Source organism: Pseudoalteromonas sp. B160 (genome assembly GCF_037162485.1).
GTDB classification, from domain to species: Bacteria; Pseudomonadota; Gammaproteobacteria; order Enterobacterales; family Alteromonadaceae; genus Pseudoalteromonas; species Pseudoalteromonas rhizosphaerae.
Map to the genome: position 1 here is coordinate 1,129,287 of NZ_JARLUX010000001.1, position 26,607 is coordinate 1,155,893.

Annotated in this window: 20 protein-coding genes and 1 pseudogene; 17 read left to right on the plus strand and 4 right to left on the minus strand. The window is 41.1% G+C overall.

The window, feature by feature from the left end:
• Nucleotides 1-188: 188 nt before the first annotated feature.
• Genes ftsX through ftsY form a run of 3 tightly spaced genes read right to left on the minus strand, consistent with a single transcriptional unit; the run spans nucleotide 189 to nucleotide 3,536 of the window.
• Complete coding sequence (gene ftsX, locus P4S61_RS05240) at nucleotides 189-1,175, minus strand: permease-like cell division protein FtsX (protein WP_145234809.1); 987 nt, start codon at nucleotides 1,173-1,175, stop codon at nucleotides 189-191.
• Complete coding sequence (ftsE, locus tag P4S61_RS05245) at nucleotides 1,172-1,849, minus strand: cell division ATP-binding protein FtsE (RefSeq protein ID WP_337117897.1); 678 nt, start codon at nucleotides 1,847-1,849, stop codon at nucleotides 1,172-1,174. Before ftsE ends, ftsX begins: the two co-directional genes overlap by 4 nt.
• Before the next feature lie 52 nt (nucleotides 1,850-1,901).
• Nucleotides 1,902-3,536 carry a signal recognition particle-docking protein FtsY gene (gene ftsY, locus P4S61_RS05250; RefSeq protein ID WP_337118884.1) on the minus strand — a complete coding sequence of 545 codons (1,635 nt, stop codon included), beginning with the start codon at nucleotides 3,534-3,536 and terminating at the stop codon, nucleotides 1,902-1,904.
• A gap of 743 nt (nucleotides 3,537-4,279) precedes the next feature.
• On the opposite strand from ftsY, the gene rsmD reads away from it, so the two are divergent.
• The 13 genes and pseudogenes from rsmD (at nucleotide 4,280) to P4S61_RS05315 (ending at nucleotide 19,653) form a co-directional block, all read left to right on the plus strand.
• A complete protein-coding gene (gene rsmD / locus P4S61_RS05255; protein WP_145234805.1) occupies nucleotides 4,280-4,879 on the plus strand; it encodes a 16S rRNA (guanine(966)-N(2))-methyltransferase RsmD in 600 nt (199 codons plus the stop codon).
• 163 nt (nucleotides 4,880-5,042) lie between these two features.
• Nucleotides 5,043-5,258 (plus strand): 30S ribosomal protein S21, encoded by a 216-nt coding sequence (rpsU, locus tag P4S61_RS05260; protein WP_337117898.1) that lies wholly within the window; start codon nucleotides 5,043-5,045, stop codon nucleotides 5,256-5,258.
• A 20-nt stretch (nucleotides 5,259-5,278) separates the two neighbouring features.
• Nucleotides 5,279-5,725 carry a GatB/YqeY domain-containing protein gene (locus tag P4S61_RS05265; protein WP_145234803.1) on the plus strand — a complete coding sequence of 149 codons (447 nt, stop codon included), beginning with the start codon at nucleotides 5,279-5,281 and terminating at the stop codon, nucleotides 5,723-5,725.
• 169 nt (nucleotides 5,726-5,894) lie between these two features.
• Nucleotides 5,895-7,649, plus strand: a complete 1,755-nt coding sequence (dnaG, locus tag P4S61_RS05270) for a DNA primase (RefSeq protein ID WP_145234801.1) — start codon at nucleotides 5,895-5,897, stop codon at nucleotides 7,647-7,649.
• A gap of 131 nt (nucleotides 7,650-7,780) precedes the next feature.
• Nucleotides 7,781-9,622, plus strand: a complete 1,842-nt coding sequence (gene rpoD / locus P4S61_RS05275; protein ID WP_337117899.1) for an RNA polymerase sigma factor RpoD — start codon at nucleotides 7,781-7,783, stop codon at nucleotides 9,620-9,622.
• A gap of 68 nt (nucleotides 9,623-9,690) precedes the next feature.
• The gene (prmA, locus tag P4S61_RS05280) at nucleotides 9,691-10,572 is read left to right on the plus strand and encodes a 50S ribosomal protein L11 methyltransferase (RefSeq protein ID WP_145234796.1); all 882 of its coding nucleotides are present in this window, start codon (nucleotides 9,691-9,693) and stop codon (nucleotides 10,570-10,572) included.
• Between the two features lie 280 nt (nucleotides 10,573-10,852).
• Entirely contained in the window at nucleotides 10,853-11,824 is a 972-nt protein-coding gene (gene dusB / locus P4S61_RS05285; RefSeq protein ID WP_182731350.1) for a tRNA dihydrouridine synthase DusB, read from the plus strand.
• A 20-nt stretch (nucleotides 11,825-11,844) separates the two neighbouring features.
• The gene (gene fis, locus P4S61_RS05290; protein ID WP_002957804.1) at nucleotides 11,845-12,135 is read left to right on the plus strand and encodes a DNA-binding transcriptional regulator Fis; all 291 of its coding nucleotides are present in this window, start codon (nucleotides 11,845-11,847) and stop codon (nucleotides 12,133-12,135) included.
• Between the two features lie 211 nt (nucleotides 12,136-12,346).
• Nucleotides 12,347-13,933, plus strand: a complete 1,587-nt coding sequence (gene purH, locus P4S61_RS05295; protein ID WP_337117900.1) for a bifunctional phosphoribosylaminoimidazolecarboxamide formyltransferase/IMP cyclohydrolase — start codon at nucleotides 12,347-12,349, stop codon at nucleotides 13,931-13,933.
• Between the two features lie 109 nt (nucleotides 13,934-14,042).
• The gene (locus P4S61_RS05300) at nucleotides 14,043-14,861 is read left to right on the plus strand and encodes a class I SAM-dependent methyltransferase (protein WP_337117901.1); all 819 of its coding nucleotides are present in this window, start codon (nucleotides 14,043-14,045) and stop codon (nucleotides 14,859-14,861) included.
• A 14-nt stretch (nucleotides 14,862-14,875) separates the two neighbouring features.
• A complete protein-coding gene (gene purD, locus P4S61_RS05305; protein WP_182734541.1) occupies nucleotides 14,876-16,159 on the plus strand; it encodes a phosphoribosylamine--glycine ligase in 1,284 nt (427 codons plus the stop codon).
• A 98-nt stretch (nucleotides 16,160-16,257) separates the two neighbouring features.
• A complete protein-coding gene (locus tag P4S61_RS05310) occupies nucleotides 16,258-18,777 on the plus strand; it encodes an EAL domain-containing protein (RefSeq protein WP_145234785.1) in 2,520 nt (839 codons plus the stop codon).
• A 67-nt stretch (nucleotides 18,778-18,844) separates the two neighbouring features.
• Nucleotides 18,845-19,653, plus strand: a pseudogene (locus P4S61_RS05315) (DUF2797 domain-containing protein).
• Here P4S61_RS05315 and P4S61_RS05320 read toward each other — a convergent pair.
• Complete coding sequence (locus tag P4S61_RS05320; RefSeq protein WP_337117902.1) at nucleotides 19,632-22,148, minus strand: EAL domain-containing protein; 2,517 nt, start codon at nucleotides 22,146-22,148, stop codon at nucleotides 19,632-19,634. The pseudogene P4S61_RS05315 and the gene P4S61_RS05320 overlap by 22 nt on opposite strands.
• 79 nt (nucleotides 22,149-22,227) lie before the next feature.
• Between P4S61_RS05320 and P4S61_RS05325 the strand changes: the two genes are divergently transcribed.
• The 4 genes from P4S61_RS05325 to P4S61_RS05340 all read left to right on the plus strand — a co-directional run bounded on the left by P4S61_RS05325 (nucleotide 22,228) and on the right by P4S61_RS05340 (nucleotide 26,566).
• A complete protein-coding gene (locus tag P4S61_RS05325) occupies nucleotides 22,228-22,524 on the plus strand; it encodes a DUF4144 family protein (RefSeq protein ID WP_337117903.1) in 297 nt (98 codons plus the stop codon).
• 77 nt (nucleotides 22,525-22,601) lie between these two features.
• Complete coding sequence (locus P4S61_RS05330) at nucleotides 22,602-24,608, plus strand: hypothetical protein (RefSeq protein WP_337117904.1); 2,007 nt, start codon at nucleotides 22,602-22,604, stop codon at nucleotides 24,606-24,608.
• A 49-nt stretch (nucleotides 24,609-24,657) separates the two neighbouring features.
• Entirely contained in the window at nucleotides 24,658-25,500 is an 843-nt protein-coding gene (locus P4S61_RS05335; protein ID WP_337117905.1) for a hypothetical protein, read from the plus strand.
• On the plus strand, nucleotides 25,484-26,566 hold the full coding sequence (locus tag P4S61_RS05340) for a hypothetical protein (RefSeq protein ID WP_337117906.1): 1,083 nt from the start codon (nucleotides 25,484-25,486) through the stop codon (nucleotides 26,564-26,566). Before P4S61_RS05335 ends, P4S61_RS05340 begins: the two co-directional genes overlap by 17 nt.
• The last annotated feature ends 41 nt before the right edge of the window (nucleotides 26,567-26,607 follow it).

The following is a 26,607-nucleotide window of genomic DNA, read 5'->3' on the forward strand; positions in this document are numbered from 1 at the left end:
GCACTCTTTCACTTAGAGTGCTAACTTCAATGTAAAACTTTTTTTCGATTGAAGCAAGTGGTTTTTTCAGTGTTTTTTATTCTACTTTAAACGCCTGAATAAGCGATGAATTCTAGCTTTGCGGTGAGTTGGTTATGATAAAGCAATTCACCACAACCAACTTAATCAATGATTATAAAAAATAATTGTTACACTTTATCGGGTTCGATTTCTTTTATATATCGATTAACAGATAAGTAGGAGCCAACAAACCCTAAGCTGGTTGCAAGCAGCACTAACGCACCAAACTCGCCTAAGCTTAAGCCGATTAAATTAAAGTTAGTTTGATACACTCCAGCGACTTGGGTGACTGCAGATCCAAGCCACCACATCATGAGGGCCACACATATAAAAGCAAACAAACCACCAACAATGCCATACCAAATGCCGGTCCATAAAAATGGCGCATGAATAAAGGTATTGGTTGCACCGACTAGCTTCATCACTTGGATCTCTTCTTTCTTATCCATAATTGATAAGCGAATAGTGTTGCCTATGATCAAAGTTACCGAAGTCAGTAATAACAACGCGATGGTGATCACGCTTTCTTTTAACAGGCTTAATAATGCATTTAAACGTTCAAGCCAGGCAATATCTAATTTACCAAAATCGACTTCACGCTCTGCTTCAAGCTTTTTTAATAATGCTTGCGCGGCGTTTGGTTGACGATGGCGAGAAGTCGGCGTGACGATAACAACATCTGGCAGAGGATTGCTATCTAAATATTCAAGTGCTTGGCCAAACCCTGATACTTCTTTAAATTCAATGAGCGCATTTTGTTTAGAAATAAAAGTGACATTATCAATTTCAGGGTAGAGTGCTAAGCGTTTAACAAGTGTTTGTGTTTCTTGTTCACTCATAGATTCTTTTACAAATAATGAAATCTCTGCAGCTTCTTCAAAGCCACTGCTGACCTGCTGCACATTTTTAACCACTAAATACAAGGTCGCTGGTAAGGTTAAACTTAAACCCAACACCGCAATGGTCATCATTGACGCCATCGGTGTGCGCCACATTTCGCCTAGGCTATATACACCTTGGCGAAATATATTCAGCACAAAGAAATATCCGGCTGCAAAAACTGATTTTTTTACTCGTTCATTTTGGCTTTTTCGGCCTTTGAATAACAAACTCATAGTGTTGCCTCTGCCAATGGATCTTGACTCATGCGACCATCTTTTAAGGTTAAGCTACGGTATTTCATTCGCGAGATCAGCCCTAAATCATGGGTGGCAATTAAGACTGTAGTGCCATGATTATTAAATTCTTCAAACAAACGCAAGATATCCATGGAAAGCTCAGGATCTAGGTTACCTGTTGGTTCATCTGCAAGTAATAATGGCGGAGAGTTTACAATTGCCCGGGCAATCCCAACTCGCTGTTGTTCACCACCAGAGAGTGTTGAAGGGTGGCATTTTACTTTATCTAGCAAGCCAACTTTATCAAGTGCGCCATGCACACGCTTTTCAATTTGCTTATGATGCGTACCTTCGATAATTAGCGGCAAGGCAACATTATCAAAAATAGTGTGGCGCTCTAATAAACGGTGGTTTTGAAATATGATACCAATATCACGGCGGACATAAGGAATTTGCCGCGATTTTACTGCATTTAAATCAACGCCATTAATAAAAACATGACCCGCCGACGGGCGTTCCATTAAACTAATGAGTTTAAGTAAGGTACTTTTACCAGCACCACTGTGACCAGTTAAAAAAGCCAATTCACCCAGTTTAACATGAAAATTAACTTTTTCCAGTGCTCGGTGACCACCAGGATATGTTTTGCTGACTTGCTGAAAATTTATCATTTTAGTTATCAATCATCCACAGCTGAAAAGGGAGCAAGCTCCCCTTTGAAATTTAAACTTCGTCCTCATCTTGGCTAAATAGCGCATCAATGAAGTCATTACTATTAAATGCACGTAAATCATCAATGCCTTCACCAACACCAATATAGCGGATCGGAATATTAAATTTATCGGCGACGGCAAAAATAACCCCACCTTTGGCTGTACCATCTAACTTAGACAATGTAATACCGGTAAGGCCAACACACTGATTAAATAAGTTCACTTGGCTAATTGCATTTTGCCCTGTGCCAGCATCGATGGTTAGCATCACTTCATGCGGTGCATCGGGATCAATTTTCTTCATCACTCGGGCTATTTTTTCAAGCTCTTGCATCAAGTTGTCTTTATTTTGCAAGCGACCAGCTGTATCTGCAATTAACACATCAACGTTACGCGCTTTGGCAGCTTGAAATGCATCAAATATCACTGAGGCACTATCAGCACCGGTGTGCTGTGCAATTACTGGGATTTTATTACGCTCACCCCATACTTGTAATTGCTCAACCGCAGCTGCACGGAAAGTATCACCTGCAGCTAACATGACTGATTTACCTTGATCCTGAAATTGCTTAGCAAGTTTACCAATGGTCGTTGTTTTACCAACTCCATTAACACCCACCATTAAAATAACAAATGGTTTTTTATCAGCAGGAATTTCTAATGGCTGTTCTGCCGTTTTAAGCATCGCCGCCATTTCTTGCTTCATTAGCTCATATAATGCATCACCATCTTTTAACTGTTTGCGGTTAGCCGCATCAGTCAAACGATCGATCAGCTTCATGGTGGTATCAACACCTAAGTCGGCTGTTAATAGCTGAGTTTCAAGATCTTCAAATAATTCATCATCAATTTTCTTACCAGTGAAAATCGATGCAAAGCCAGAACCTAAGTTTACTTTGGTTTTTAATAAGCCTTTTTTAAGACGAGCAAAAAAACCTTCTTTCTTAGGTTTTTCAGCTGTTTTTGCTTCCTCGATAGCAAGCTCTGCCGTTAATCGCTCTTGCTCTAAACGCTCAGCTTCCGCCTCTTCTGCTGCAATACGTTGTTGCTCTACACGTTCGGCTTCAGCTTGCTCTGCGGCAATACGTTGTTGCTCTACACGCTCAGCTTCGGCCTGCTCTGTGGCAATGCGTTGTTGCTCTGCACGTTCAGCTTCGGCTTGCTCGGCAGCAATACGCTCTCGCTCTACACGTTCAGCTTCGGTTTGCTCTGCAGCAATACGCTCGCGTTCAACACGTTCAGCTTCGGCTTGCTCGGCAGCAATACGCTCTTGCTCTACACGTTCAGCTTCGGCTTGCTCGGCAGCAATACGCTCTTGCTCTACACGTTCAGCTTCGGCTTGCTCTGCAGCAATACGCTCTCGCTCTACACGTTCAGCTTCGGCTTGCTCGGCAGCAATACGCTCTTGCTCTACACGTTCAGCTTCGGCTTGCTCCGCGGCAATACGCTCTTGCTCTAAACGCTCAGCTTCGGCTTGCTCTGCTGCGATACGCACTTGTTCTACACGTTCAGCTTCAGCTTGCTCGGCAGCAATACGCTCTTGCTCTAAACGTTCAGCTTCAGCCTGCTCAGTAACAATACGCTCTTGCTCTAAACGCTCAGCTTCGGCTTGTTCTACTGCAATACGTTCTTGCTCTAAAAGCATTGCTTCTTCTTGCTGTACTAAACGAGCGGCTTCATCGCGGCGTTGTTGTTCTGCTTGTTCTGTTGCTGCTAATTCAGCATCTGTGATAGCTTGGCGTTCAGCATCACGTGCCTCAGCTTGCTCTACAGCAATACGCTGTTGTTCTAAGCGCTCTGCTTCAGCTTGCTCTGCAACAATGCGCTGTTGTTCTAAGCGCTCTGCTCCTGCCTGCTCTGCAGCAATGCGCTGTTGTTCTAAGCGCTCTGCCTCAGCTTGCTCTGCAACAATGCGCTGTTGTTCTAAGCGCTCTGCTTCAGCTTGCTCTGCAACAATGCGCTGTTGCTCTGCGCGCTCAGCTTCCGCCTCTTCTGCAGCAATTCGTTGTTGCTCTAAACGCTCAGCTTCCAGCTTGCTCTGCGGCAATACGCTGTTGTTCTAAGCGCTCAACTTCCGCTTGTTGGTTATCGGCCTCTTGGGCGGTCTGCTCTACTTGTTGGTTTTTATCTGACTTACCAAAACCAAACCAAGACAGGAATTTATTTTTTTGCCATACTTGCTAATAACCACTTATAAAAATCTGATAAACTAACGGTAATACTTTGTGTATTCGCTGCATTGCTTTAAAAGCACAGCCGCTAATAACCACAACATATTGTCTAAGATGCTCATAGTAACACTTTTAGCGCAGTTGAAAAATGACACGCTACTATATGATTGCAATATTATCTGAGCTGGATTCTAGATACCATTTTTTAGTGAGCTAAATGAGAAATAAATCACCACAAAAACAAGTGAGTAATAAAGCCAGCGATGGCGTTATTAGGATCATCAGCGGGCAATTTCGTGGCCGTAAATTACCAGTAAAAGATGTGCAAGGTCTTCGTCCAACCACAGATCGTATCAAAGAAACGGTATTTAACTGGTTAATGCAAGATACTCGCGATACTAAAGTACTCGATTGTTTTGCAGGTTCCGGTGGATTAGGTTTTGAAGCACTCTCTCGTTTTGCTCTCAGTGCACGCTTTTTAGAGATGGATAAACTCGCCGCCAACCAATTACAAACTAATATTGACACGTTAAAACTCACTAATGCTGAAGTAATTTGCACCGACAGTTTGCTTTATTTAAGTAACAATACTCAGCAACAACAGTTTAACTTAGTGTTTATTGATCCACCTTTTCGCCAAGGTTTAGCCCAAAAATGCTGTGATTTACTCACTGAAAATGACTGGTTAAGTAAAAACGCCCTCATTTATGTTGAAGTTGAAAGCGAGATGAGTGCGTTACAAACACCCAGCAATTGGCTGTTATTGAAAGAAAAAGCGGCGGGACAAGTATTTTGCCGCCTCTATGAACTACAGTAAAATTAATAACATAGAAATATTTTTTGTTTCCACTTGGAGCAGACAATATTTATCCTTTACATGTGGTGCGGCTTCGGATTACAATACTGCACCATTTTTGAACCACTTGATCATTGTTTGATCAACTTGAGCAACGCTCATTATTTAGGTAGGTGAATTTTTAATGCCAGTAATTAAAGTAAGAGAGAACGAACCGTTTGACGTAGCACTTCGTCGCTTCAAGCGTTCATGTGAAAAAGCAGGTATCCTTTCAGAAGTTCGTCGTCGCGAGCACTATGAAAAGCCAACAGCTGAGCGTAAGCGTAAAAAAGCTGCAACGGTTAAGCGTCACATGAAGAAGCTTTCTCGCGATAACGCACGTCGCGTTAAATTATATTGATCAGTATTGGTCTTGTATAAATGAGCCTTTTAATAAAGCTAAAAGATGCGCAAAAAGATGCGATGCGAGCGAAAGACAAATCTCGTCTTAACCCAATTCGTATGGTGCTTGCTGCAATCAAGCAGCGTGAAATTGACGAGCAAATAACACTTGATGATGACGGTATTACCGCAGTATTAGTGAAGCTTGTTAAACAACGCCGTGATTCTTACACTCAGTATACTGATGCTGGCCGTGAAGATTTAGCCGAAATTGAAGCCAATGAGATTACAGCTCTTGAAGAATTCTTACCTCAACAGTTGAGTGAAGAAGAAATCATAGCTCTTATTGATGCGGCTATTGCTGATACTAACGCAGCAGGTATGCAAGATATGGGTAAAGTAATGGGTATAATCAAAAGCAAAGCTGAAGGTCGCGCCGATTTAGGTAAGATCTCTGGTTTAATTAAGCAACGATTAACTGCCTAATACTCCCACATACAGATGTATGATTTAAGCAAACCGAGCCATGTGCTCGGTTTCTTCGTTTTTCGCTTTAATAAAAATAGCATTTGTGTTCAAATCTAAATTGTAGAACTAAATTATCTGATATTTCGTTCACCTTATTTTCTATTTATCTCAGGACTACACTTTACTAATGGCTGGAAAGATCCCACGTAATTTTATAGATGATTTACTTGCCAGAACCGATATTGTTGAGCTAATTGACTCCAAAGTTGGCTTAAAAAAAGCGGGCAAAGATTACCAAGCCTGTTGCCCTTTTCATAACGAAAAATCCCCATCATTTACTGTATCTCAAGACAAACAGTTTTATCATTGCTTTGGTTGTGGTGCGAACGGCAACGCTATTTCATTTGTTATGGAATACGACAAGCTTGAATTTGTTGATGCCATTGAAGAACTTGCAAGCATCCTAAATCTCGATGTTCCCCGCGAGCAAGGCACCAGTAATGGTCCAGAGCGTACCGCAGAACAAAAACGCTCAGATTACGATTTAATGCTCCATAGTGCGCGTTTTTATCAACACCAGTTAAAACATCATGCTAATTCAGCAACCGTAATAGACTATGTAAAAGGCCGAGGCCTAAGTGGCGAAACAGTTAAAAAGTTTATGATTGGTTATGCCCCCAGTGAATGGGAAGGCCTTTGCCAACAACTTGGCCGCAATAAAGAACAAAAAGAGCAATTAGTTGAGCTAAAGCTGGCCTCAGAGAAAACCCCTGGCCGCCAATTTGACTTCTTTCGTGATCGCTTAATGTTCCCTATTCGCGATAAACGTGGTCGTGTTATTGCCTTTGGTGGCCGTGTGATGCAAGCGGATCAAGGGCCTAAATATTTAAACTCGCCAGAAACCCGTATCTTCCATAAAGGCTTTGAACTATATGGATTATATGAAGCAAAACAAGCGCATAAAAAACTTGAACATGTGCTCATAGTTGAAGGCTATATGGATGTAGTAGCACTGAGCGAGCAAGGTATTGAATATGCAGTAGCTGCGCTTGGTACCGCCACCACCGCTGAGCACATGCATACATTGTTTAGAACCACAGACCGAGTAATTTGTTGTTATGATGGTGACCGCGCTGGCCGAGATGCCGCTTGGCGTGCACTCGAAAATGCCCTGCCCTATTTAAATGATGGCAAAGCGCTACTGTTTGTATTTTTACCAGACGGTGAAGATCCCGATTCATTAGTACAAAAAGAAGGCAAAGAAGCGTTTGAACTACGTTTATCTCAAGCCGATGATTTTACCAAAGTGCTGTTTAATAAACTCAGCCAAGAGATTGATTTAACTACCGATGCAGGTAAAGCTAAGCTTCTTAGTGCTGTGCTTCCGTTGATTGAAAAAATCCCTAGTCAGTTTTATCAAGAAAACTTATTAGAGCACTTAGGTCGATTAATAGGCCGCACTAAAGAGCAGTTAAACAATCGCTTAAAAACACCTAAACAGCAGCATGCGATTGAGCGAAAATTTAAAATTACGCCAATGCGTCGCGCAATTGGGTTACTAATTCAGCATCCTAAGTTAGCCAATACAGTGCCCTATTTAGCTGATTTAGCACAAATGAATATTGCTGGTATCGCCTTACTTATTAAGCTACAACATTGCGCCTTACAAAATAGTGACATTACTACAGCGCAATTAATTGAATCATTTCGAGAAACACCCGAGTATGAGGCGCTCATTAAGCTCGCTACTTGGCGTCATGAGATCAATGACGACCGTTTAGAGGACGAATTTAAAAATACTTTCAGATTTATTGAAGATCAGTGTTTAAATTATCGACTCGAGACCTTATTAATAAAAGACAAGACCCAAGGGCTTACGAGTGAAGAAAGGCTAGAATGTTTAGCCCTTACTCAAGCGTTAAAAGGGTCGAAAAGACACTAACAGCTAGTCAAAAATGAATTATGCTGTTATACTGTGCTATTCACTGCGTCAAATAATACTTAGCTTGGCTTAATAAATAAGCGAGCTGGCGCCTGTTGTATCAACTTATCAGAGTGGAAGAAACAATCTCTATGGATCCAACTCCTCAGTCACAATTAAAACTTCTGATTCAAAAAGGTAAAGAGCAAGGTTATTTAACTTTTGCAGAAGTTAATGATCACCTTCCACAAGATATTATCGATTCAGATCAAGTAGAAGATATCATTAGTATGATCAATGATATGGGTATCAAGGTTAGCGAAAACGCGCCTGATGCCGATGAATTGATGATGCAAGAAACAACAACAGATGAAGACGCAGCAGAAGCTGCAACCGCTGCGCTTGCTACTGTAGATAAAGAAATCGGCCGTACAACGGATCCGGTTCGTATGTACATGCGTGAAATGGGTACTGTTGAACTGCTTACCCGTGAAGGCGAAATCGTTATCGCTAAGCGTATTGAAGAAGGGATCAACCAAGTACAAATCTCGGTTGCAGAATACCCTGAAGCAATTACATACCTGCTTGAGCAATGGGATAAGTTTGAAGCAGAAGAAATGCGCTTAAGCGACATTATCTCTGGTTTTTTCGATCCTAATGAAGATGCTGCGCCAATCTCTGCTACCCATATCGGTTCTGAATTAAGCGAAAAAGAACTTGATGATGAAGATGACGATGATACTGATAGCGATGATGAAGACGAAGAAGAAGTAGATACTGGCCCAGATCCTGAAGAGGCTCGTGTACACTTTGAAAACCTTCGTGATCTTTACAATAAAGCACGCGACACGTTTGATAGTAAAGGCCGTTCACATCCAGAATCGCAAGCTGCGATTTTTGAGATTGGTGAGCTGTTTAAAACCTTTAAACTAGTGCCGAAACAGTTTGATCGTATGGTTAACAACATGCGTGAAATGATGGACAGAGTTCGTGTTCAAGAACGTATCGTCATGAAACAAGCTGTACAAATCGCTAAGCTACCGAAGAAAACTTTTGTTAAGCACTTTGCTAATAATGAAACTGATGCTGCATGGATTGATCTTGAGATTGCTGCGAATGAAAAACATTCTGCAAAATTAGAAGAAATCAAACCAGAAATCATCCGCTGTATTAATAAACTATGTGTAATCGAAGAAAGCACAGGTTTAAGCATTGAGCGTATTAAAGACATCAACCGTCGTATGAGCATTGGTGAAGCAAAAGCGCGCCGTGCGAAGAAAGAGATGGTTGAAGCGAACTTACGTCTTGTAATCTCAATTGCTAAAAAATATACCAACCGTGGTTTACAATTCTTGGATTTAATCCAAGAAGGTAACATTGGTTTGATGAAAGCTGTTGATAAGTTTGAATATCGCCGTGGTTATAAGTTCTCAACTTATGCTACGTGGTGGATCCGTCAAGCAATCACACGCTCTATCGCCGACCAAGCGCGTACAATCCGTATTCCGGTGCATATGATTGAAACGATTAATAAACTTAATCGTATTTCTCGTCAAATGCTGCAAGAAATGGGTCGTGAGCCAAATCCAGAAGAATTAGCAGAACGCATGATGATGCCTGAGGATAAAATCCGTAAGGTACTTAAGATTGCTAAAGAGCCAATTTCTATGGAAACGCCAATCGGTGATGATGAAGATTCGCACTTAGGCGACTTTATCGAAGACACTACTATTGATTCGCCAATCGACTCGGCAACAATGGAATCTCTTCGCGGTGCTACCAACGATGTGCTTGCAGGTCTAACAGCCCGAGAAGCAAAAGTATTGCGTATGCGTTTTGGTATCGATATGAATACCGACCATACCTTAGAAGAAGTAGGTAAACAGTTTGATGTAACGCGTGAGCGTATTCGTCAAATCGAAGCGAAGGCACTACGTAAATTACGCCACCCTTCACGCTCTGACTTATTGAAAAGCTTCTTAGATGCTAAGTAATTAGCAAATACAGATTTAAATTTAAAAGGCCGCTGTAGCGGCCTTTTTTCTATTTACAGGAAATAATTATGGCTTGGATCCAAATCCGTATTAATGCTAATGCTGCAACCGCAGATGCAGTAAGTGATCTATTAATGGCAGCAGGCAGTGCGTCTGTTACCTTTATTGATGCTAAAGACACCCCTATTTACGAACCAAAAATCGGCACTGTGGTGTTTTGGGCTGACACGACTGTGATTGGTTTATTCGAAGCTAACCACGATATGAATGCGGTGATAGCTCTATTACAGCGCCACGACGAGTTAAAAGACACCTTAGTGTACAAAATAGAGCAACTTGAAGACAAAGACTGGGAACGCGAATGGATGGATAACTTCCACCCAATTCAGTTTGGTGAAAAACTATGGATCTGCCCAAGCTGGCGTGATATTCCCGATCCTGATGCCGTCAATGTACTGCTTGACCCTGGCCTTGCTTTTGGCACTGGCACCCATGCCACCACCGCTTTGTGCTTAAAATGGCTAGAAAGCCAAGATTTGACCGGTAAAACTGTGGTCGACTTTGGTTGTGGCTCTGGAATTCTAGGTATCGCAGCTATCAAACTTGGCGCTGAGCGCATGATCGGCATCGATATAGACCCTCAAGCCCTTGAAGCAAGCTTAGATAATGCACAGCGAAACGGCGTTGCAGATAAACTCGAAGTATACTTGCCAGAAAATCAGCCTGAGTTTAGCGCCGATATCGTGGTGGCCAATATTTTAGCTGCGCCACTGCGTGAATTACACAGCGTGATTTTAGGCTTGTTAAAACCAGGTGGTAAAATTGCTATGTCGGGAATTTTAGAAGAACAAGCGCAGTCGGTAGCAGATGTTTATGCCCCTTTTTTAGCGCTTGATGATATCGCTGTTGAAGGTGAATGGACACGTGTAAGTGGTATGAAAAAAGCTTAACTTGCTGGGTTCGGCAATTTAGAGTATTAACGCAAAACCTTCATGTAAAGCCTGTAATTAACAGGCTTTACCTATTATTTACACGCCAAAAAACTGAATGATTTCTTATCACAAATTAGTTCTGTATAAAATTCACACAAATAGAGCCGTTCGTCAAACTGTTATCAAATGTCAATATGCAAAAGTCAAAAAAAGTCACTTTTGTTCAATTTATAGCCTTTGATTTTCGACAAAAAAACCGTAAACTTAGCGCCCCTTGAAAAGAGGCCTATTGAATACAGTGCGTATCGGAACATATCAATTAGAAAACAATGTAATTGTGGCGCCAATGGCGGGAATTACAGATAGACCATTTAGACAACTTTGTCGCCGCTTAGGTGCGGGGCTAGCTGTATCTGAAATGCTATCGTCAAATCCTTTGGTATGGAAAACCGAGAAATCGATGAACCGTATGGATCACAGTGGTGAATCGGGAATACGCGCGGTGCAAATCGCAGGAGCTGATCCTGAGCTTATGGCGCAGGCTGCACAATTCAATGTAAGTAATGGTGCACAGATCATAGATATTAATATGGGGTGCCCAGCTAAGAAAGTGAACAAGAAACTCGCAGGCTCCGCCCTTTTGCAGTTTCCTGGTTTAGTGGAAGAGATTATAGATGCGGTGGTTAGCGCTGTTGATGTACCTGTAACACTGAAAATCCGCACAGGATGGGATCAGGATAACCGTAACGGTGTTGAGATTGCGAGAATAGCTGAACGTTATGGCATAGCTTCATTGGCCGTACATGGGCGTACACGCGCATGTATGTACAAAGGTGAAGCTGAATACGCCACAATTAGGGATATAAAACGTTCAGTGTCGATACCTGTGGTTGCTAATGGTGATATTACATCTCCTGAAAAAGCAAAACAGGTTTTGGACTATACGGGTGCAGATGCCATTATGATTGGTCGAGCCGCCCAAGGTCGCCCTTGGATATTTAGGGAGATAGACCACTATTTGCGAACCGGTGAACATTTACCTGTGCCTCCAATTACGGAAGTACGTGGTATTTTGATGGAACACTTAGTGAACCTTCATGCGTTTTACGGCGAACCAATGGGAGCGCGCATCGCTCGCAAACATGTATCTTGGTATTTGCAAACCCATGACAGTGACGGTCAGTTTAGGCGAGTATTTAATGCTCTCGATAATCCACAGGCACAAATCGAGACATTAGAGCAATACTTTAAAACACTAGCAGCTAACTAAGAAAGAAAGAGATATAAACAATGTTCGAACAAAACGTGACTTCTCCATTTATCACTAACCCTCATGTTCAGTCACACGAGAAACCGCAGCCATTACGCGATGCAGTGAAGAAAGCTGTTCATCACTATTTAAAACAGCTTAACGGTCAAGATGTGCAAGACGTTTACGACCTTGTTCTTTCAGAGCTAGAAGCACCATTACTTGAAGAAGTAATGACTTACACACGTGGCAACCAAACACGTGCGGCAATCTTACTAGGTATCAACCGCGGTACTTTACGTAAGAAACTAAAGAAATACGGCATGAACTAATAACGAGTTGTGATTTATCACAACATTCGTTTGAAAAAGCACCTTCGGGTGCTTTTTTTATATCTTTAAAAATCCTCAAAAAAGCGTCTAATTGCAAAATCCTCACTCTGTATACCCAAATGACTTGTGTATAAATATCGTTTTTTAAGCGATATTCAGTTAAAATAGCGCCTTTCTAAGCTAGCTCAAACACTGAGGTAATCAAACTACAATGGATACACATCGTCCAATTCGTCGCGCACTACTAAGTGTGTCAGATAAAACCGGTATTGTTGAATTTGCTCGCGCTCTTGAATCACAAGGCGTAGACATCTTATCAACTGGCGGTACTTGTAAATTACTTGCCGATAACGGTATTAAAGTCACTGAAGTATCTGACCACACAGGTCACCCTGAGATCATGGATGGTCGCGTAAAAACTCTTCACCCAAAAATTCATGGCGGCATTTTAGCGCGTCGTGGTCAAGATGAAGATGTAATGGACGCTCATAACATCTCAGCTATCGATATCGTTGTAGTTAACTTATACCCCTTTGCGAATACAGTCGCTCAAGAAAACTGCAGCCTTGAAGATGCCATTGAGAACATTGATATAGGCGGCCCAACGATGGTACGTGCCGCGGCTAAAAACCACAAAGACGTGACTATTGTAGTAAACGCCAAAGATTACGACCGCGTGATCAGCGAAATGCAAAGCAACAATGGTTCAACTACATACAAAACACGTTTTGATCTTGCCATTGCAGCTTACGAGCACACCGCGCAGTACGATGGTATGATTGCTAACTACTTCGGTAAGATGGTTGCTGATTACACTGATGAAGCAGCTGAGGAAACTAAATTCCCACGCACTATCAATATGCATTTTACTAAAAAACAAGACATGCGCTACGGTGAAAATTCACACCAAGATGCGGCTTTTTATGTTGAAAACGACGTTCAAGAAGCGTCTGTTGCAACTGCCGTACAACTGCAAGGTAAAGCACTTTCTTTCAATAATATTGCTGATACAGATGCAGCTCTTGAATGTGTGAAAGAATTTGATGTACCAGCCTGTGTTATTGTTAAACATGCTAATCCTTGTGGCGTTTCAATCGGTGACAACATCCTTGAAGCCTATGATCGCGCATTCAAAACCGATCCTACGTCAGCATTTGGTGGCATCATCGCCTTTAACCAAGAGCTTGATGCTGATACCGCTGAAGCGATTGTGTCACGTCAATTCGTTGAAGTGATCATTGCACCTAAAGTATCAGAAGCTGCTGCACAAATTATTTCGGCTAAGCAAAATGTACGCTTACTAGAGTGTGGCCAATGGTCAGGCAAAGCGACAGGTCATGACATCAAACGCGTTAATGGCGGTGTACTCATCCAAGACCGTGATTTGGGTATGGTAACGCAAGGCGACTTAACGGTTGTGTCTAAGCGCCAGCCTACTGAGCAAGAACTTAAAGACTTATTATTCTGCTGGAAAGTGGCTAAATTTGTTAAATCAAACGCCATTGTTTATGCCCGTGACGGTATGACCATTGGTGTAGGTGCAGGCCAAATGAGCCGCGTTTACTCAGCTAAAATTGCCGGAATTAAAGCCGCTGATGAAAACCTTGAAGTTAAAGGTTCAGTAATGGCATCTGATGCGTTCTTCCCATTCCGTGATGGTATTGATGCAGCTGCAGAGGCTGGTATTACAGCTGTGATCCAACCAGGTGGTTCAATGCGCGATGAAGAAGTTATCGCTGCCGCTGACGAAGCTGGTATGGCAATGGTGTTTACTGGCATGCGTCACTTCCGCCATTAATCACACAAAGAGCTAACTGCATCAGTTAGCTCTTTTTTGTTTGCACCAAATTCACGTATTCTGCTTATTCTATAACCTATTCTAAAAATATAATGTGAAGGAACAGACGATGAAATTTGCACTAAAATCTCTACTTGTTGCCACCCTTGCGATGACATCAACTATGGCTATTAGCCATGAGCATGGCCATGATTCAGCATTAAATAATGCAGTTAAATCAAGCGAGCGCAGCAGTGATCGCGATCAATACCGCCACCCTGTCGAAACATTAGAGTTTTTTGGTTTTAAACCAACTATGACTGTTGTTGAGATTGCGCCTGGCGGCGGCTGGTACAGTGAAATTTTAGCGCCAGCACTGAAAGAGCAAGGCACTTATTATGCCGCGCATTTCCCTGCTGACTCATCGGTGGGTTATTACCAACGAGCTCTAGCTGGCTTTAAAAAGAAAATTGCTGAAGATGAGCGATTCAATAAAGTAAAGCTGACTGAATTCGCTCCTTCAACACATTTAGACATTGCCCTGGCGAGCAGCGCAGACATGGTGTTAACCTTCCGCAACGTACATAATTGGTATATGAGCAAAGATAAAGATGCCGCAGCTAATGCCTTTAAGTCTTTTTACAAAGCACTTAAACCAGGTGGTACTTTAGGTGTGGTTGAACATCGCCTACCTGAAGCGCAAGCTGATGAAATGCAAAAGTCATCAGGTTATATGAAACAAAGCGTGGTAATCGAACTTGCTAAACAAGCAGGCTTTGAACTGGCAGCAAGCAGTGACATAAATGCAAACTCTCTTGATACAGCCGATCACCCTAAAGGGGTATGGACCCTTCCACCAAGCCTTAGACTTGGCGAGCAAGATGCCGCTAAATATAAAGCAATTGGTGAAAGCGACCGCATGACGCTGAAATTTAAAAAACCGCTTTAAATAGGATATTCGCCATGAATGTATTAGTCATTGGCAGCGGCGGCCGCGAACACGCACTTGCGTTCAAAGCCGCTCAAAATACAAAAGTAAACACTGTTTATGTTGCACCAGGTAATGCCGGTACAGCGCTTGAACCCAAGCTTGAGAATGTTGCCATTAACGTTGAAGATCTCGATGGCCTACTTAGCTTTGCACAAAACAATAATGTTGAGCTAACCATTGTTGGACCTGAAGTACCATTAGTACTTGGCGTGGTAGATAAATTCCGTGAGCACGGTTTAGCTATCTTTGGCCCAACAGCAGGCGCTGCGCAACTAGAAGGCTCTAAGTCATTCACTAAAGACTTTTTAGCTCGTCATGCTATCCCAACTGCGGATTATCAAACGTTTGAACAAATCGACCCTGCGCTTGCTTATTTAAAAGAAAAAGGCGCGCCGATTGTAATCAAAGCTGATGGTCTTGCCGCAGGTAAAGGCGTTATTGTTGCCATGACCGAAGTTGAGGCTGAAGATGCTATTCGCGATATGCTAGCCGGTAACGCTTTTGGTGACGCTGGCAGCCGCGTGGTAATCGAAGAGTTCTTAGAAGGTGAAGAAGCATCATTTATCGTGATGGTTGATGGTAAAAACGTATTACCTTTTGCTACCAGCCAAGATCACAAACGCGCTTATAATGGCGATCAAGGTCCGAACACTGGCGGTATGGGTGCATACTCACCAGCGCCGGTGGTAACTGATGAAATCCACCTGCGTATTATGAACGAAGTGATCTACCCAACAGTAGAAGGTATGGCAAGCGAAGGCCATCCTTACACTGGCTTCCTCTATGCTGGTTTGATGATCGATGACTCTGGGACCCCTAAAGTAATCGAATACAACTGTCGTTTTGGTGATCCTGAAACACAACCTATGATGCTTCGTTTACAGTCTGACTTAGTTGAACTGATTGAAGCAGCTAATCGTGTTGAACTTGATAAAACGACGATTGAGTTTGACTCACGCGCAGCAGTGGGTGTGGTACTTGCAGCTCAAGGCTACCCTGATAACTACCCAAAAGGTGATGCAATCAGTGGTCTAAAAGTAACCTACCCAGAAGGCGAAAAAGTCTTCCATGCGGGTACTAAGCAAGACGGCGATAACGTAGTGACTGCCGGTGGCCGAGTATTATGTGCAACGGCACTAGGTAACACAGTGACCGAAGCGCAGCAACGTGCCTACCAACTAGTTGATGAAATTAGCTGGCAAGGTATGGAATACCGTACAGATATTGCTTATCGCGCTATCGCTCGGGAAAAATAGCGCATTGGTATAACCAGTTACTATTTAATAAAAGCGCAGTTTATCTGCGCTTTTTAGTGCTACACTAATTTCAAGGACTAAAAAAAGAACGCTGACAATTGAAAAATAACCATCTTCGCTATCGCTTTATTGCCGTTTTAATACTACTTTTCTTGTTCTATGTAATTGCTAATTTCGCAAGTCATTTAGTCACGCCCACTAGATATACAATCGACAAAACAACTCCCATATATTTATCCCAAAGTTATCTCATTGATGATACAAAAAATCTGCATACTCAGCAGATTTTAGACAACCTAAATAGCTTTACAGCAAAACCTTTTGAGCATATCGATTGGAACTTCACGCCACGTAATTACTGGTTACTAGTAGATCTAGATAATCGTAGCCAACAAAATGAAAAAATTGTCGCTCATTTTGATAATCCAATGGTTGATCATTTAACTGTCTATCACCTAGATAGTCACAATAATATTATAACGACCACTCGACTTGGTGATTTGGAATCTGAACTCTCTCTTTTTCAATACAGCGTGCCGCATATTCGGCTAACAATTACTGCGCAGAGTAAACAAAAGCTACTACTGAAAGTTGATACAACCGGCATAAGTAAAACCCCTGTCAATTTATATGGCGAAGCAGAGTTTCAGGATTTAACCCGCTCACAAACCGCTATTTGGGGAATATTTGTGGGTGTACTTATTATGGCGGCACTTTATAACTTAGTGCTGTTTTTTGGTATTAAAGATCGCGTGTACTTAATCTATATTGGTTACATTATTAGTGCCATCATTTTAATGGGGGGTGTACTTGGTTTTGGTTTTTATCTTTGGCCACTAAGTTGGCAGCTATTTTTTCAAAAATATATTGTTGTTAGCAACTATGCAATTGCTTTATTTACCTTAGCATTCTGCACTATGTTTTTGCGTTACCATAAAGAGCAATGCTGGCGTTATAAACTCAGTATATATTTAATGCTTTTAATGTTTTGTCTAGGTATAAGTTGTTTTTTCATAGCTGAAAATATTGCTGCACCGATATTTTTTGCTGTGTTGGTATTGTTGTACATCGTCTGTATTATTATGATTTACAGAAAATTACGTAGTGGCTTCCGATGGGCTAAGTTCTATGTTGTTTCATGGATACCTCTTATTATTGGTGCAGCCATTCAACCGCTTGAATTAACTGGCGTATTACCTTATAGCTTTGCTATACGCCACGCATTTTTAGTTGCAATACTATGTGAGGTGGTATTAATGGCTATGGCACTTGCGGATAGAGTGCGCTATCAACGAGAAAAGGCGCTGTATCACGCCACTCATACAGAGCAAACCAAACTATTAAATAGTGCCATGCTAAAACAAGCCTATATGAGTTTACAACTCAAGCAGCGCAGAGCAAGCTTATGCTTAATTAGAATTACTGATTTTCATTCACTCAGTCATATTTTAAATCAAACTCAAAGTAGTCAACTTGTTGTTGCTATTGCTAAATCTCTTGAGCTGCAACTGAGTAAAGAGCGTGAATTTATCAATTTAGAGAGCAATCTAGATACCTGTCCGCGGATAGCCGATTTGAGCAACGGTGTGCTGGCATTCATTTCAATTAAAACTCAAAGTGCACAATCACTGCATGATAAGTTAACCAAAATTCGTAAAAGCTTACCTAAACATCATCCGGTGCAAGGGTTTGATTTACAATTAAGCTACGCAATGGGATATTGTATTCTCGACGGTGAAAGTGGCTTTGATACATGGTTGCAAAATGGCTATTTTTCACTAACCGAAGCGCCACAAACAAGCTATCCAAATAATCAGTCAAAATTAATACCTGTCACTATGAACATTAGCTTAGCGGCTGCATTTCAAAATGCCTTAAAAACGAACCAGTTAACTATTTATCATCAGCCGCAAATAGATTTACGCACCGGCCAAACGATTGGCAGTGAAGCCTTATTGCGCTGGCCTAATGCACCTTATGAGCAAATCAATATAGAGGCTTTAATCCTATTAGCCGAACGTACTGGTCTTATCAATAAACTCACACTGTGGGTGCTAGAGCAAGCCTGCCAAGATATCGCTAAGTTTAATCACGCAGGTTTTTTTAAGCATAAAGTAAGCGTTAATTTAAGTGCTAAAAACTTAATGATCCATAATTTAATTGAAAAAATTGAAAACACCTTACTCAAACACAATGTTCCTGCCAAACAACTTAAGTTTGAACTTACTGAGTCAGCTTTAATTGCAAACCAACAGCAAATGATTCACTTAGTTGAACAATTAACCCGCCTTGGTATTGAAGTGATTTTAGATGATTTTGGTACTGGCTATTCGTCACTAAATTGTTTTGTTAGCTACAACTTTTCAACCTTAAAAATAGATAAATCATTTATTATAGGTCTCCCTACTCACAGTGCTAATAGAGTAATTGTTAAGGCTGCGATAGAAATGGCTCATAGCCTAGGTTTAAAAGTCACTGCCGAGGGAGTTGAAGATGTAACAACACAACAACTTTTAAAGGCCATGGAGGCAGACTACGGGCAAGGGTACTATTACTCCAAAGCCATCGCTGTGGATGACTATTTGTTGTGGTTAGCTGAAAATAAACAAGCGAATTAAGTAAAATTGCCACATGTTTAAGGATTACTGATAGAATCCTCTTTTTCACATCTTTAGGGGCGTAAAGATGCAAGGCACTATCAAAAAATTAAAATCATCGCTAACACAACCGATTCAGTATCATTTGCCTGTGGGTGATGAGTTGGTCGATCTTAATGCCTATATTGGCAAGCAGCTTACACTGACTTTTAATGGCGCTATTGTATGTTCTAGCTGCGGTAAAAAAACCAAAAAAGTTACTCGCAAGGTCATTGTTTTGTATGTATGCGTAAGCTTGCTAGCTGCGATATGTGTATTATGAAACCTGAAACATGTCACTTTGACCAAGGTACTTGCCGTGAACCACAGTGGGGCGAAGAAAACTGTATGATCCCACATTATGTCTATCTTGCGAACACGTCAGGGCTGAAAGTGGGGATCACCCGTCATACACAAATTCCAACCCGCTGGATTGACCAAGGTGCAACGCAAGCACTGCCAATATTCAAAGTACAAACGCGCTTACAATCTGGATTAGTTGAAGTTGCCTTAGCACAATTTATTGCCGATAAAACCAATTGGCGTAATATGCTCAAAGGACAAAGCGATGTCCTTGATTTAAAAGCTGCTGCGGCAGAACTTATTCCACAAATTGCCGATAAACTAAATGAGCTTGCAGAGCTCTTTGGTGCTACAGCGATAGAACAACTTGATGAAGAAGTGGTTGATTTAGAGTTCCCTGTTACCGCCTACCCAACTAAAATTAGCTCTTTTAATTTTGATAAAGAGCCAGTTGTGAGTGGTATTTTAAACGGTATTAAAGGCCAGTACTTGATCTTTGATACTGGCGTTATCAACATTCGTAAATTTACCTCTTACGATATCACCGTAGGTTGATTTTGCAGCTGATAAAACTCTAACCATTGCCGCTGCGTTAACGGGCGGCAATAGTAATAGCCTTGGATCACATCGCAGCCTAGCTCCAATAAGTAACTATACTGAGCAAGCTTTTCAACCCCTTCAGCGATAACTTTTAAATTAAGACTATTCGCCATTGCCACTATCGCGGCAACAATCTCACTATTACCGTATTCATCGGGTACTTTAGCAATAAAGCTGGCATCTATTTTTAGTGTATCTATGGGTAATTTTGTAAGGTAACTCAGTGCCGAATAGCCGGTACCAAAATCATCTAGCGCAATCTGTACGCCCATTTTTTTAAGTTGCCACAATTCTCTTTTCGCCTGACTAAATGAGCTAATAAAACTACTTTCTGTTAACTCTATTTCAAGACAATTTCCCGATAAATTATAGCGCTGGAGCATTTTCTCAACGCTACTTGATAAACTCCCCTGACTAAGATGGCAAGCTGAGATATTAATTGCCAACCGACCAGCCGTTATTCCTTGTTGTTGCCATAACGCCAATTGCATGCCAGCGTTATTGAGCACCCAGAGATCCAGCTTTACAATTAGACCTAGTTCTTCCGCCAATGGGATAAACTGTGCAGGCGATATTATGCCAAGCGCGGGATCTTGCCAACGTAAGAGTGCTTCAACACCTTTGATAGCTTTACTTCTTAAACACTGTTTAGGCTGAAAATACAGTTCAAACTCATCATTTTCGAGCGCATATTGAAACCGGCTCATCATCGCAAAGCGCTCTAAAGAGCGTGCATTCATCGATGGCTTAAATAACTGAAATGAGTTTCTACCCACTTCTTTAGAGCGATACATGGCAATATCAGCGTGTTTTAGTAAAGTTTCACTATCGAGACCATCATCAGGATAGACCGCAGCACCGATTGATGCCGTCGCGCCTACCTCAAGCCCTTCGAGCTGAAAAGGAGTGTTTAAGTTATTTAAAATTTGATCGGCTAAACTAATCACTGCGCTAATATCATCAATCTCGCATAGCACCACAAATTCGTCGCCACCTAATCGCGCTAAAGTATCACCTTCACACAATACGTTTTGCAGCCGTATTGCCACCATTTTTAATAACTCATCCCCCGCACTATGCCCTAAGCTATCATTGATTTCTTTAAACCGATCTAGGTCAATAAACATCACTGCTAACATGTCGTTATTTCGATGTGCAGCAGCTAATGCCATGGTTAATCTGTCATTAAATAAGCGTCTATTAGGTAAGCCTGTTAGCTCATCAAAATAAGCTAACTGAACAATTTTGTCTTCTGCAGTTTTACGTTCAGTGATATCGCTAAAAATCGCCGCATACACTAGCTCATCATCATTTGGCTCGCGGATAGCAATAATAGTTAGCCATTCAACATACAAATCACCATTTTTTTTACGATTGCATATTTCCCCTTGCCACACACCAGTTTGGGTAATTGATTGCCACATTTTTACGTAGAAATTTTTACCGTGCTTTCCGGAGCTTAGAATTCTAGGGTGTTTGCCGACCACTTCATATTCTTGATAGCCGGTAAGCGCGGTAAAAGCAGGATTAACCTGCATGATCACACCATTTTGTTGGGTGATCATAATACCATCTAGCGAGGCATCGATTATTTTATTCGCGAGATACAAATTACGCTGTGAATGCTGAAGGTCTATATCACGTTGTTCAAGTACTTTTTCAAGCTCACTGTAATAGGCGCTTTCTATTTCATTAACAAGATGCTCAATGGCGAGCACTCCCTTAATCTCCAAATCATCAGTGACCACTAAATGACGCACATTGTTGGTAGACATTAATCGATACGCATCGAATAAACTGCTTTTTGAGCTTACCCGATACAAGGGCCGACTCGCAAAGCTCCAACATGACGCATTACTATCGGGTTCGACGATCAAATGCAGTAAATCTCGCTGGGTGATAATGCCATGTTCGTCTTGCTGCTGGTTATACACTAAAATAACTTGGGCGGTTCGCTCGCGCATCATTTCAACGCCTTCACTGAGCGTCAAATAACTAGGTACCACTAACACATCTTTATGATATTGCTCTTTGATTGGTCTAAATTGTAAATAGTGATCAAGCCCTTGATTACGTACAATATCACTAATACTAATAACGCCGCATGGTAGATCATTGTTATCAATAACTAATAAATGGCGAACACTGTGTTGATAAAAAATAAGCGCGGCATCACACAGTAATTGCTGACAGGAGATTTTCAATACCGGGCTACTCATTACGCTTTGAATTTCAATATGTTTAAGGTTGCTGTCAGTAAAATCTAGTTTAATGCAATCTGCTTCAGTCCAAATACCAACGATTTCTTGCCGTTTTTTTATAAAAATTGCACTTATATTATGAACCTGCATCAACCGTACAGCATCAACTAAAGAGGTATCGGTGGAACAACATACTAATTTCCTAGAAAAAATATCTGATACCTGTTGAGGGTGGCGAGTTTGTTTCATAATATTCGTCCTTAGTATAATACGAACTATAATTATATTATTATATTGCTCGCGCTATTTGATACAGGACAATAAATACATGCATACTTACTTCCCTTACTTGATATGTAGTGACAACGAGCTAGAAATTATTAATGAACTACGGGATTTAAATGACTATCTACACAGTTTAACCGCTGAACAACAGCAACACTGTGTGATATTGAATAAACAAGGCGAATATTTTGATTTAGCATTTAACCTTGCAACGCCGCTGACTAACATAGAGTTAGCTCGCAGAGTAACGCAGCACTTAGCACAAGAAGGACACTGCTGCTTAACTAAAATAACCAGCCTAACAGCTTCCCAAGCATTTGATCTATTAGGAATAAAATAAAAATAATTTTTTAATGCAACTTTTTTAGCTAAAACGCGTAATTGCTCTTCGATACATAATAATTAAGAGAGTAATTAATGAAAATTAGTAAAATAGCACGTTTAGTTGCATCAGCCGTTTTATCCATGAGTTTAGTCGCGTGTGGTGGCAGCGATAACAATAAAGAACAGCAAACCCCACCAGCGACTTCTACACCGGTAACCCCGCCGGCCAAACCAAGTAGTATTGAATTTCCTGAACAATCCGTAATACCAAAAATGGTAACACTGGATGAAAAGGGAACTATCTTTATCAGTGAGCTTGGCTTATCTCTTTATCTTTTTGATAATGATTCACAAAATAAATCGACCTGTAATGCAGAGCAAGGTGCCGAAGCAGGTAAAAGCAATGATAAGAGTAGCTGTGCAGCAATATGGCCTCCTTTGCTTGCAGACCAACAACGCCCTGAAAATGCGCAGTTTTCGACTATTGAGCGTAACGATGGTACTTTTCAATGGGCATGGAATGGTCATCCGCTATACCAGTTTGCCGATGACAGCAGCGAAGGCGATACAAATGGAGATGGTTTAAATAATATATGGCATTTATCTCGCCCTAATCCAATTGCAATGAATTCTACCCAGCTAATGGCTAATGGCGTTGTAGTGAGTGCAACGTCTGCCTCTGAGGTATTAGAGCTCGCGCGAGTCAATAAAGATCAATTTAGCTTATACACATTTGATTTAGACGAACTGAATAAAGCCAATTGCACCAGTGATAACTGTGTTAATACATGGCCCCCAGTTATGGCTGATGCTGGCGCTCATATCGACGGTAAGCTGTCGTTAGTTGAACGTGGTGAGCTAAAACAGTGGGCTTATAATGGAAAGCCATTATATTTATTTGCTAATGATAAAACTAAAGATGACAAACTTGGCGATAACCTTGGCAACGTTTGGCACTTAGCAACCACTGAACCTGCAACGTTCAGAACTAATGATGCAGGAACCCTGCTTAGTGCTAATGGAGAAGTATTAATACCCGAAGCTAATAAAGCAAGCAAAGCTAATCTCGATCAATTCACGTTATATACTTTTGATAACGACGCTGATAACACATCAAACTGCAATGATGATTGCGCCGTTACTTGGCCACCCTTTTTAGCCGATGAGCAAAGTAAAGCCAGTGGTGATTTTACAATGTTTACCCGTGCAGATGGATTCAAGCAATGGGCATACAAAACTAAACCTGTGTACTTTTTTAAAAACGACACAGCTAAAGGGCAAACTAATGGCGATGGTTTAGGCGGTGTTTGGCATGTTATTACTCCTGCGGCTGATAAAGCTCCGTCAGTTGCGAGTACGCAATTTAAACAAGAGCAAACAAACCTAGGGCAAAGCGTTACAGTATCTGGCAATGTGCTCGTCCTGTTAAGAGATGATAACGGTAAACTCACGCCTACAATACAAGATAAATCAGACTTTGCTTTATATATATTTAACGTTGATGACATCAACGCCTCAAATTGCAATTCTGACCAATGTATTGATACATGGCCACCACTGCTTGCAAATAGCGAAGACCAAGCGAACGGGCCATACAGCATTATCGATAGAGCTGATGGCTTCAAACAGTGGGCTATAAATGGCAAACCGCTTTACTTCTTTACGCCTGATACTGACGCGCAAACAACGGCTGGTGAAGGCGTAGGCGATGTTTGGTACGTTGCACGTCCAGCTCCTGTTCGCTTACTTAACCACGCTAGTAAAGGCACGTTCTTTGTTGCCAACTCCCCGACAGAAAATAGCCTAGGTAAAAATGCAGAGGCACAAAACAACTTAACCTTATATACCTTTGATGTTGATGTGAAAGACTCAGGGCAATCTACATGTATGGGCAGCTGTGCAACTACATGGCCGCCTCTTTATGCCAATGACAATGATCAAGCAACTGGCTTATTTAGCATTATAGAGCGCAATGAAGATGACGGTAGTAAAAAACGTCAATGGGCTTATAAAGGTAAACCGCTTTATTTCTTTACTGCAGATAGCAAGCAGGGCGACACCTTTGGTGACTACGCGCAATGGCCTCTAGCTCGTCAATAATAAACAATAAAAAGCCGGATTCTATCCGGCTTATATAAGGTTTTTAATAATGAAAGTTCAATTCTTTATTGTTTGTTTGCTGCTGTTACAAACACTTACTGGGTGTGGTGCTGGCGATGGTAGCTCCTTAAATGCCAATGGTCAGTTACCACCTGAAGCAACCGGTGATAAACCCTCTGCTGATCCTGATGATGATGTAAACAAACCTATCCCACCTGAAAATGATAACAACGCCGCAACACTTAGCTTGTTACAGGAAACTATTTTTACACCTATTTGCTCTGTCTGCCATTCGGGTGCAAACGCTCCTTATGGATTGCAGTTTGATACTTTAGACAACACGGCTAAAAATCTAATAAATGTGCAAGCAATTGGTAACTCTGAATTTTTAAGAGTTACCCCTGGAAATAAAGAAAACAGCTTCATTTATTTAAAAGTGATGGGTGATCCGCGAGCTGGGAACAGAATGCCGCTTAATCAGCCAGCTTTGTCAAATGAAAGCATCGCAGCTATTGGCCAATGGATTGATAACGGTGCAAATATTGAGGTCAATAATGCATCTTTATTTATTACCAGTATCAATCAAAAAAACATTCAAAACACTGTAGAAATAAATATTAATTTTAGTGTTAATGTAGACAAATCAACACTAACTGCTGATCAAATTTTGATATACCAAGATAAAGAGCCGTTATCTGAACCCTATGAGCTGATATGGAAAAGCAATCGATTAGTAAATATAAAAATTCAAAAACCAACAACCCCGACAGCATTAAAATTGATAATAAATGACAACTCATTGAGCTCTGTTATGAGTACTTTTGGGCAACAATTAGACGGTAATTCTGATGGTCAACCAGGCGGAGCATTCAATTATGAAACACGTTTTTAAACTCTTTTTAGTCATCGCCACTTTTGGTTTTAGTTTACCAGTGCTAGCGGAACCTTATATAGCCTATAAAAATAATCTAAAGTGTGGCACCTGTCATGTGAACCCTAACGGTGGTGGTTTACGAACCAGCTTTGGCAATTTATATGGTCATGCAATGCTGCCCGTTGACCAGCTAAAATTAAGCTCTGCAGATATAGGAAAAATTAGCGACTATTTACAACTAGGCGGAAATTTCCGTAGTAACCTAGAATACAGTAAAGATGAAAACGACGTAAAAAGTGATAATGCCTCGTTTAGAATTGACTCCGCGCAACTTTATTTAGCATTAAGCGCAAAAGAGCTGGGAATGACTTTTTATCTTGACCAGCAAATCGCACCAGGTGCGGCTGTAAACCGCGAAGCTTTTGCCATGTATAAATTTAAAAATAACCACTTTATAAAAGTGGGCAAAATGTATATCCCCTTTGGTATTCGTCTCGAAGATGATTCTGCTTATGTTAGACAAGCCACTGGGTTTAACTTTGATAGCAGCGATAACGGTATTGAAGTTGGGCTAGATTACACAAAAACAACGGTTAATATATTCGTATCAAATGGCACCAGCTCGGTCAGTAATGACGACAATAAATTTTTATATGGTATTCGCGGTGAGCATCTATTTGACAATATGCGGATTGGCAGCACCTTGGTGTTAAATGACAGTGATACATCACAACAAAAAATACTAAACGTATACGGTGCCTATACTATTGCTGATTTTACACTTTTAAGTGAATTAGATTGGATCAAGACACAACAAAATGGCGTTGATAATAGTCAACTTGTTGGCCTATTTGAAATCAACTATCAATGGCAACAAGGGGTCAATATAAAGCTAACTTCAGAGTATTTTGATCCTAATACTGATATTGATGAAGACCAAGAAACCCGCTTCTCTTTAATTGGTGAATATACGCCAATATCCCATATACAGTTAAGAGCAGGGGTGCGGATCGCAGATAGTATTCCACAGTTTAAACAACGAAATAACGATAAGTTATTTTTACAAACACACTTCTATTTTTAGCTCTAACAGGCTCCATTTAAAGCGCTGTATACTCCGCTTTA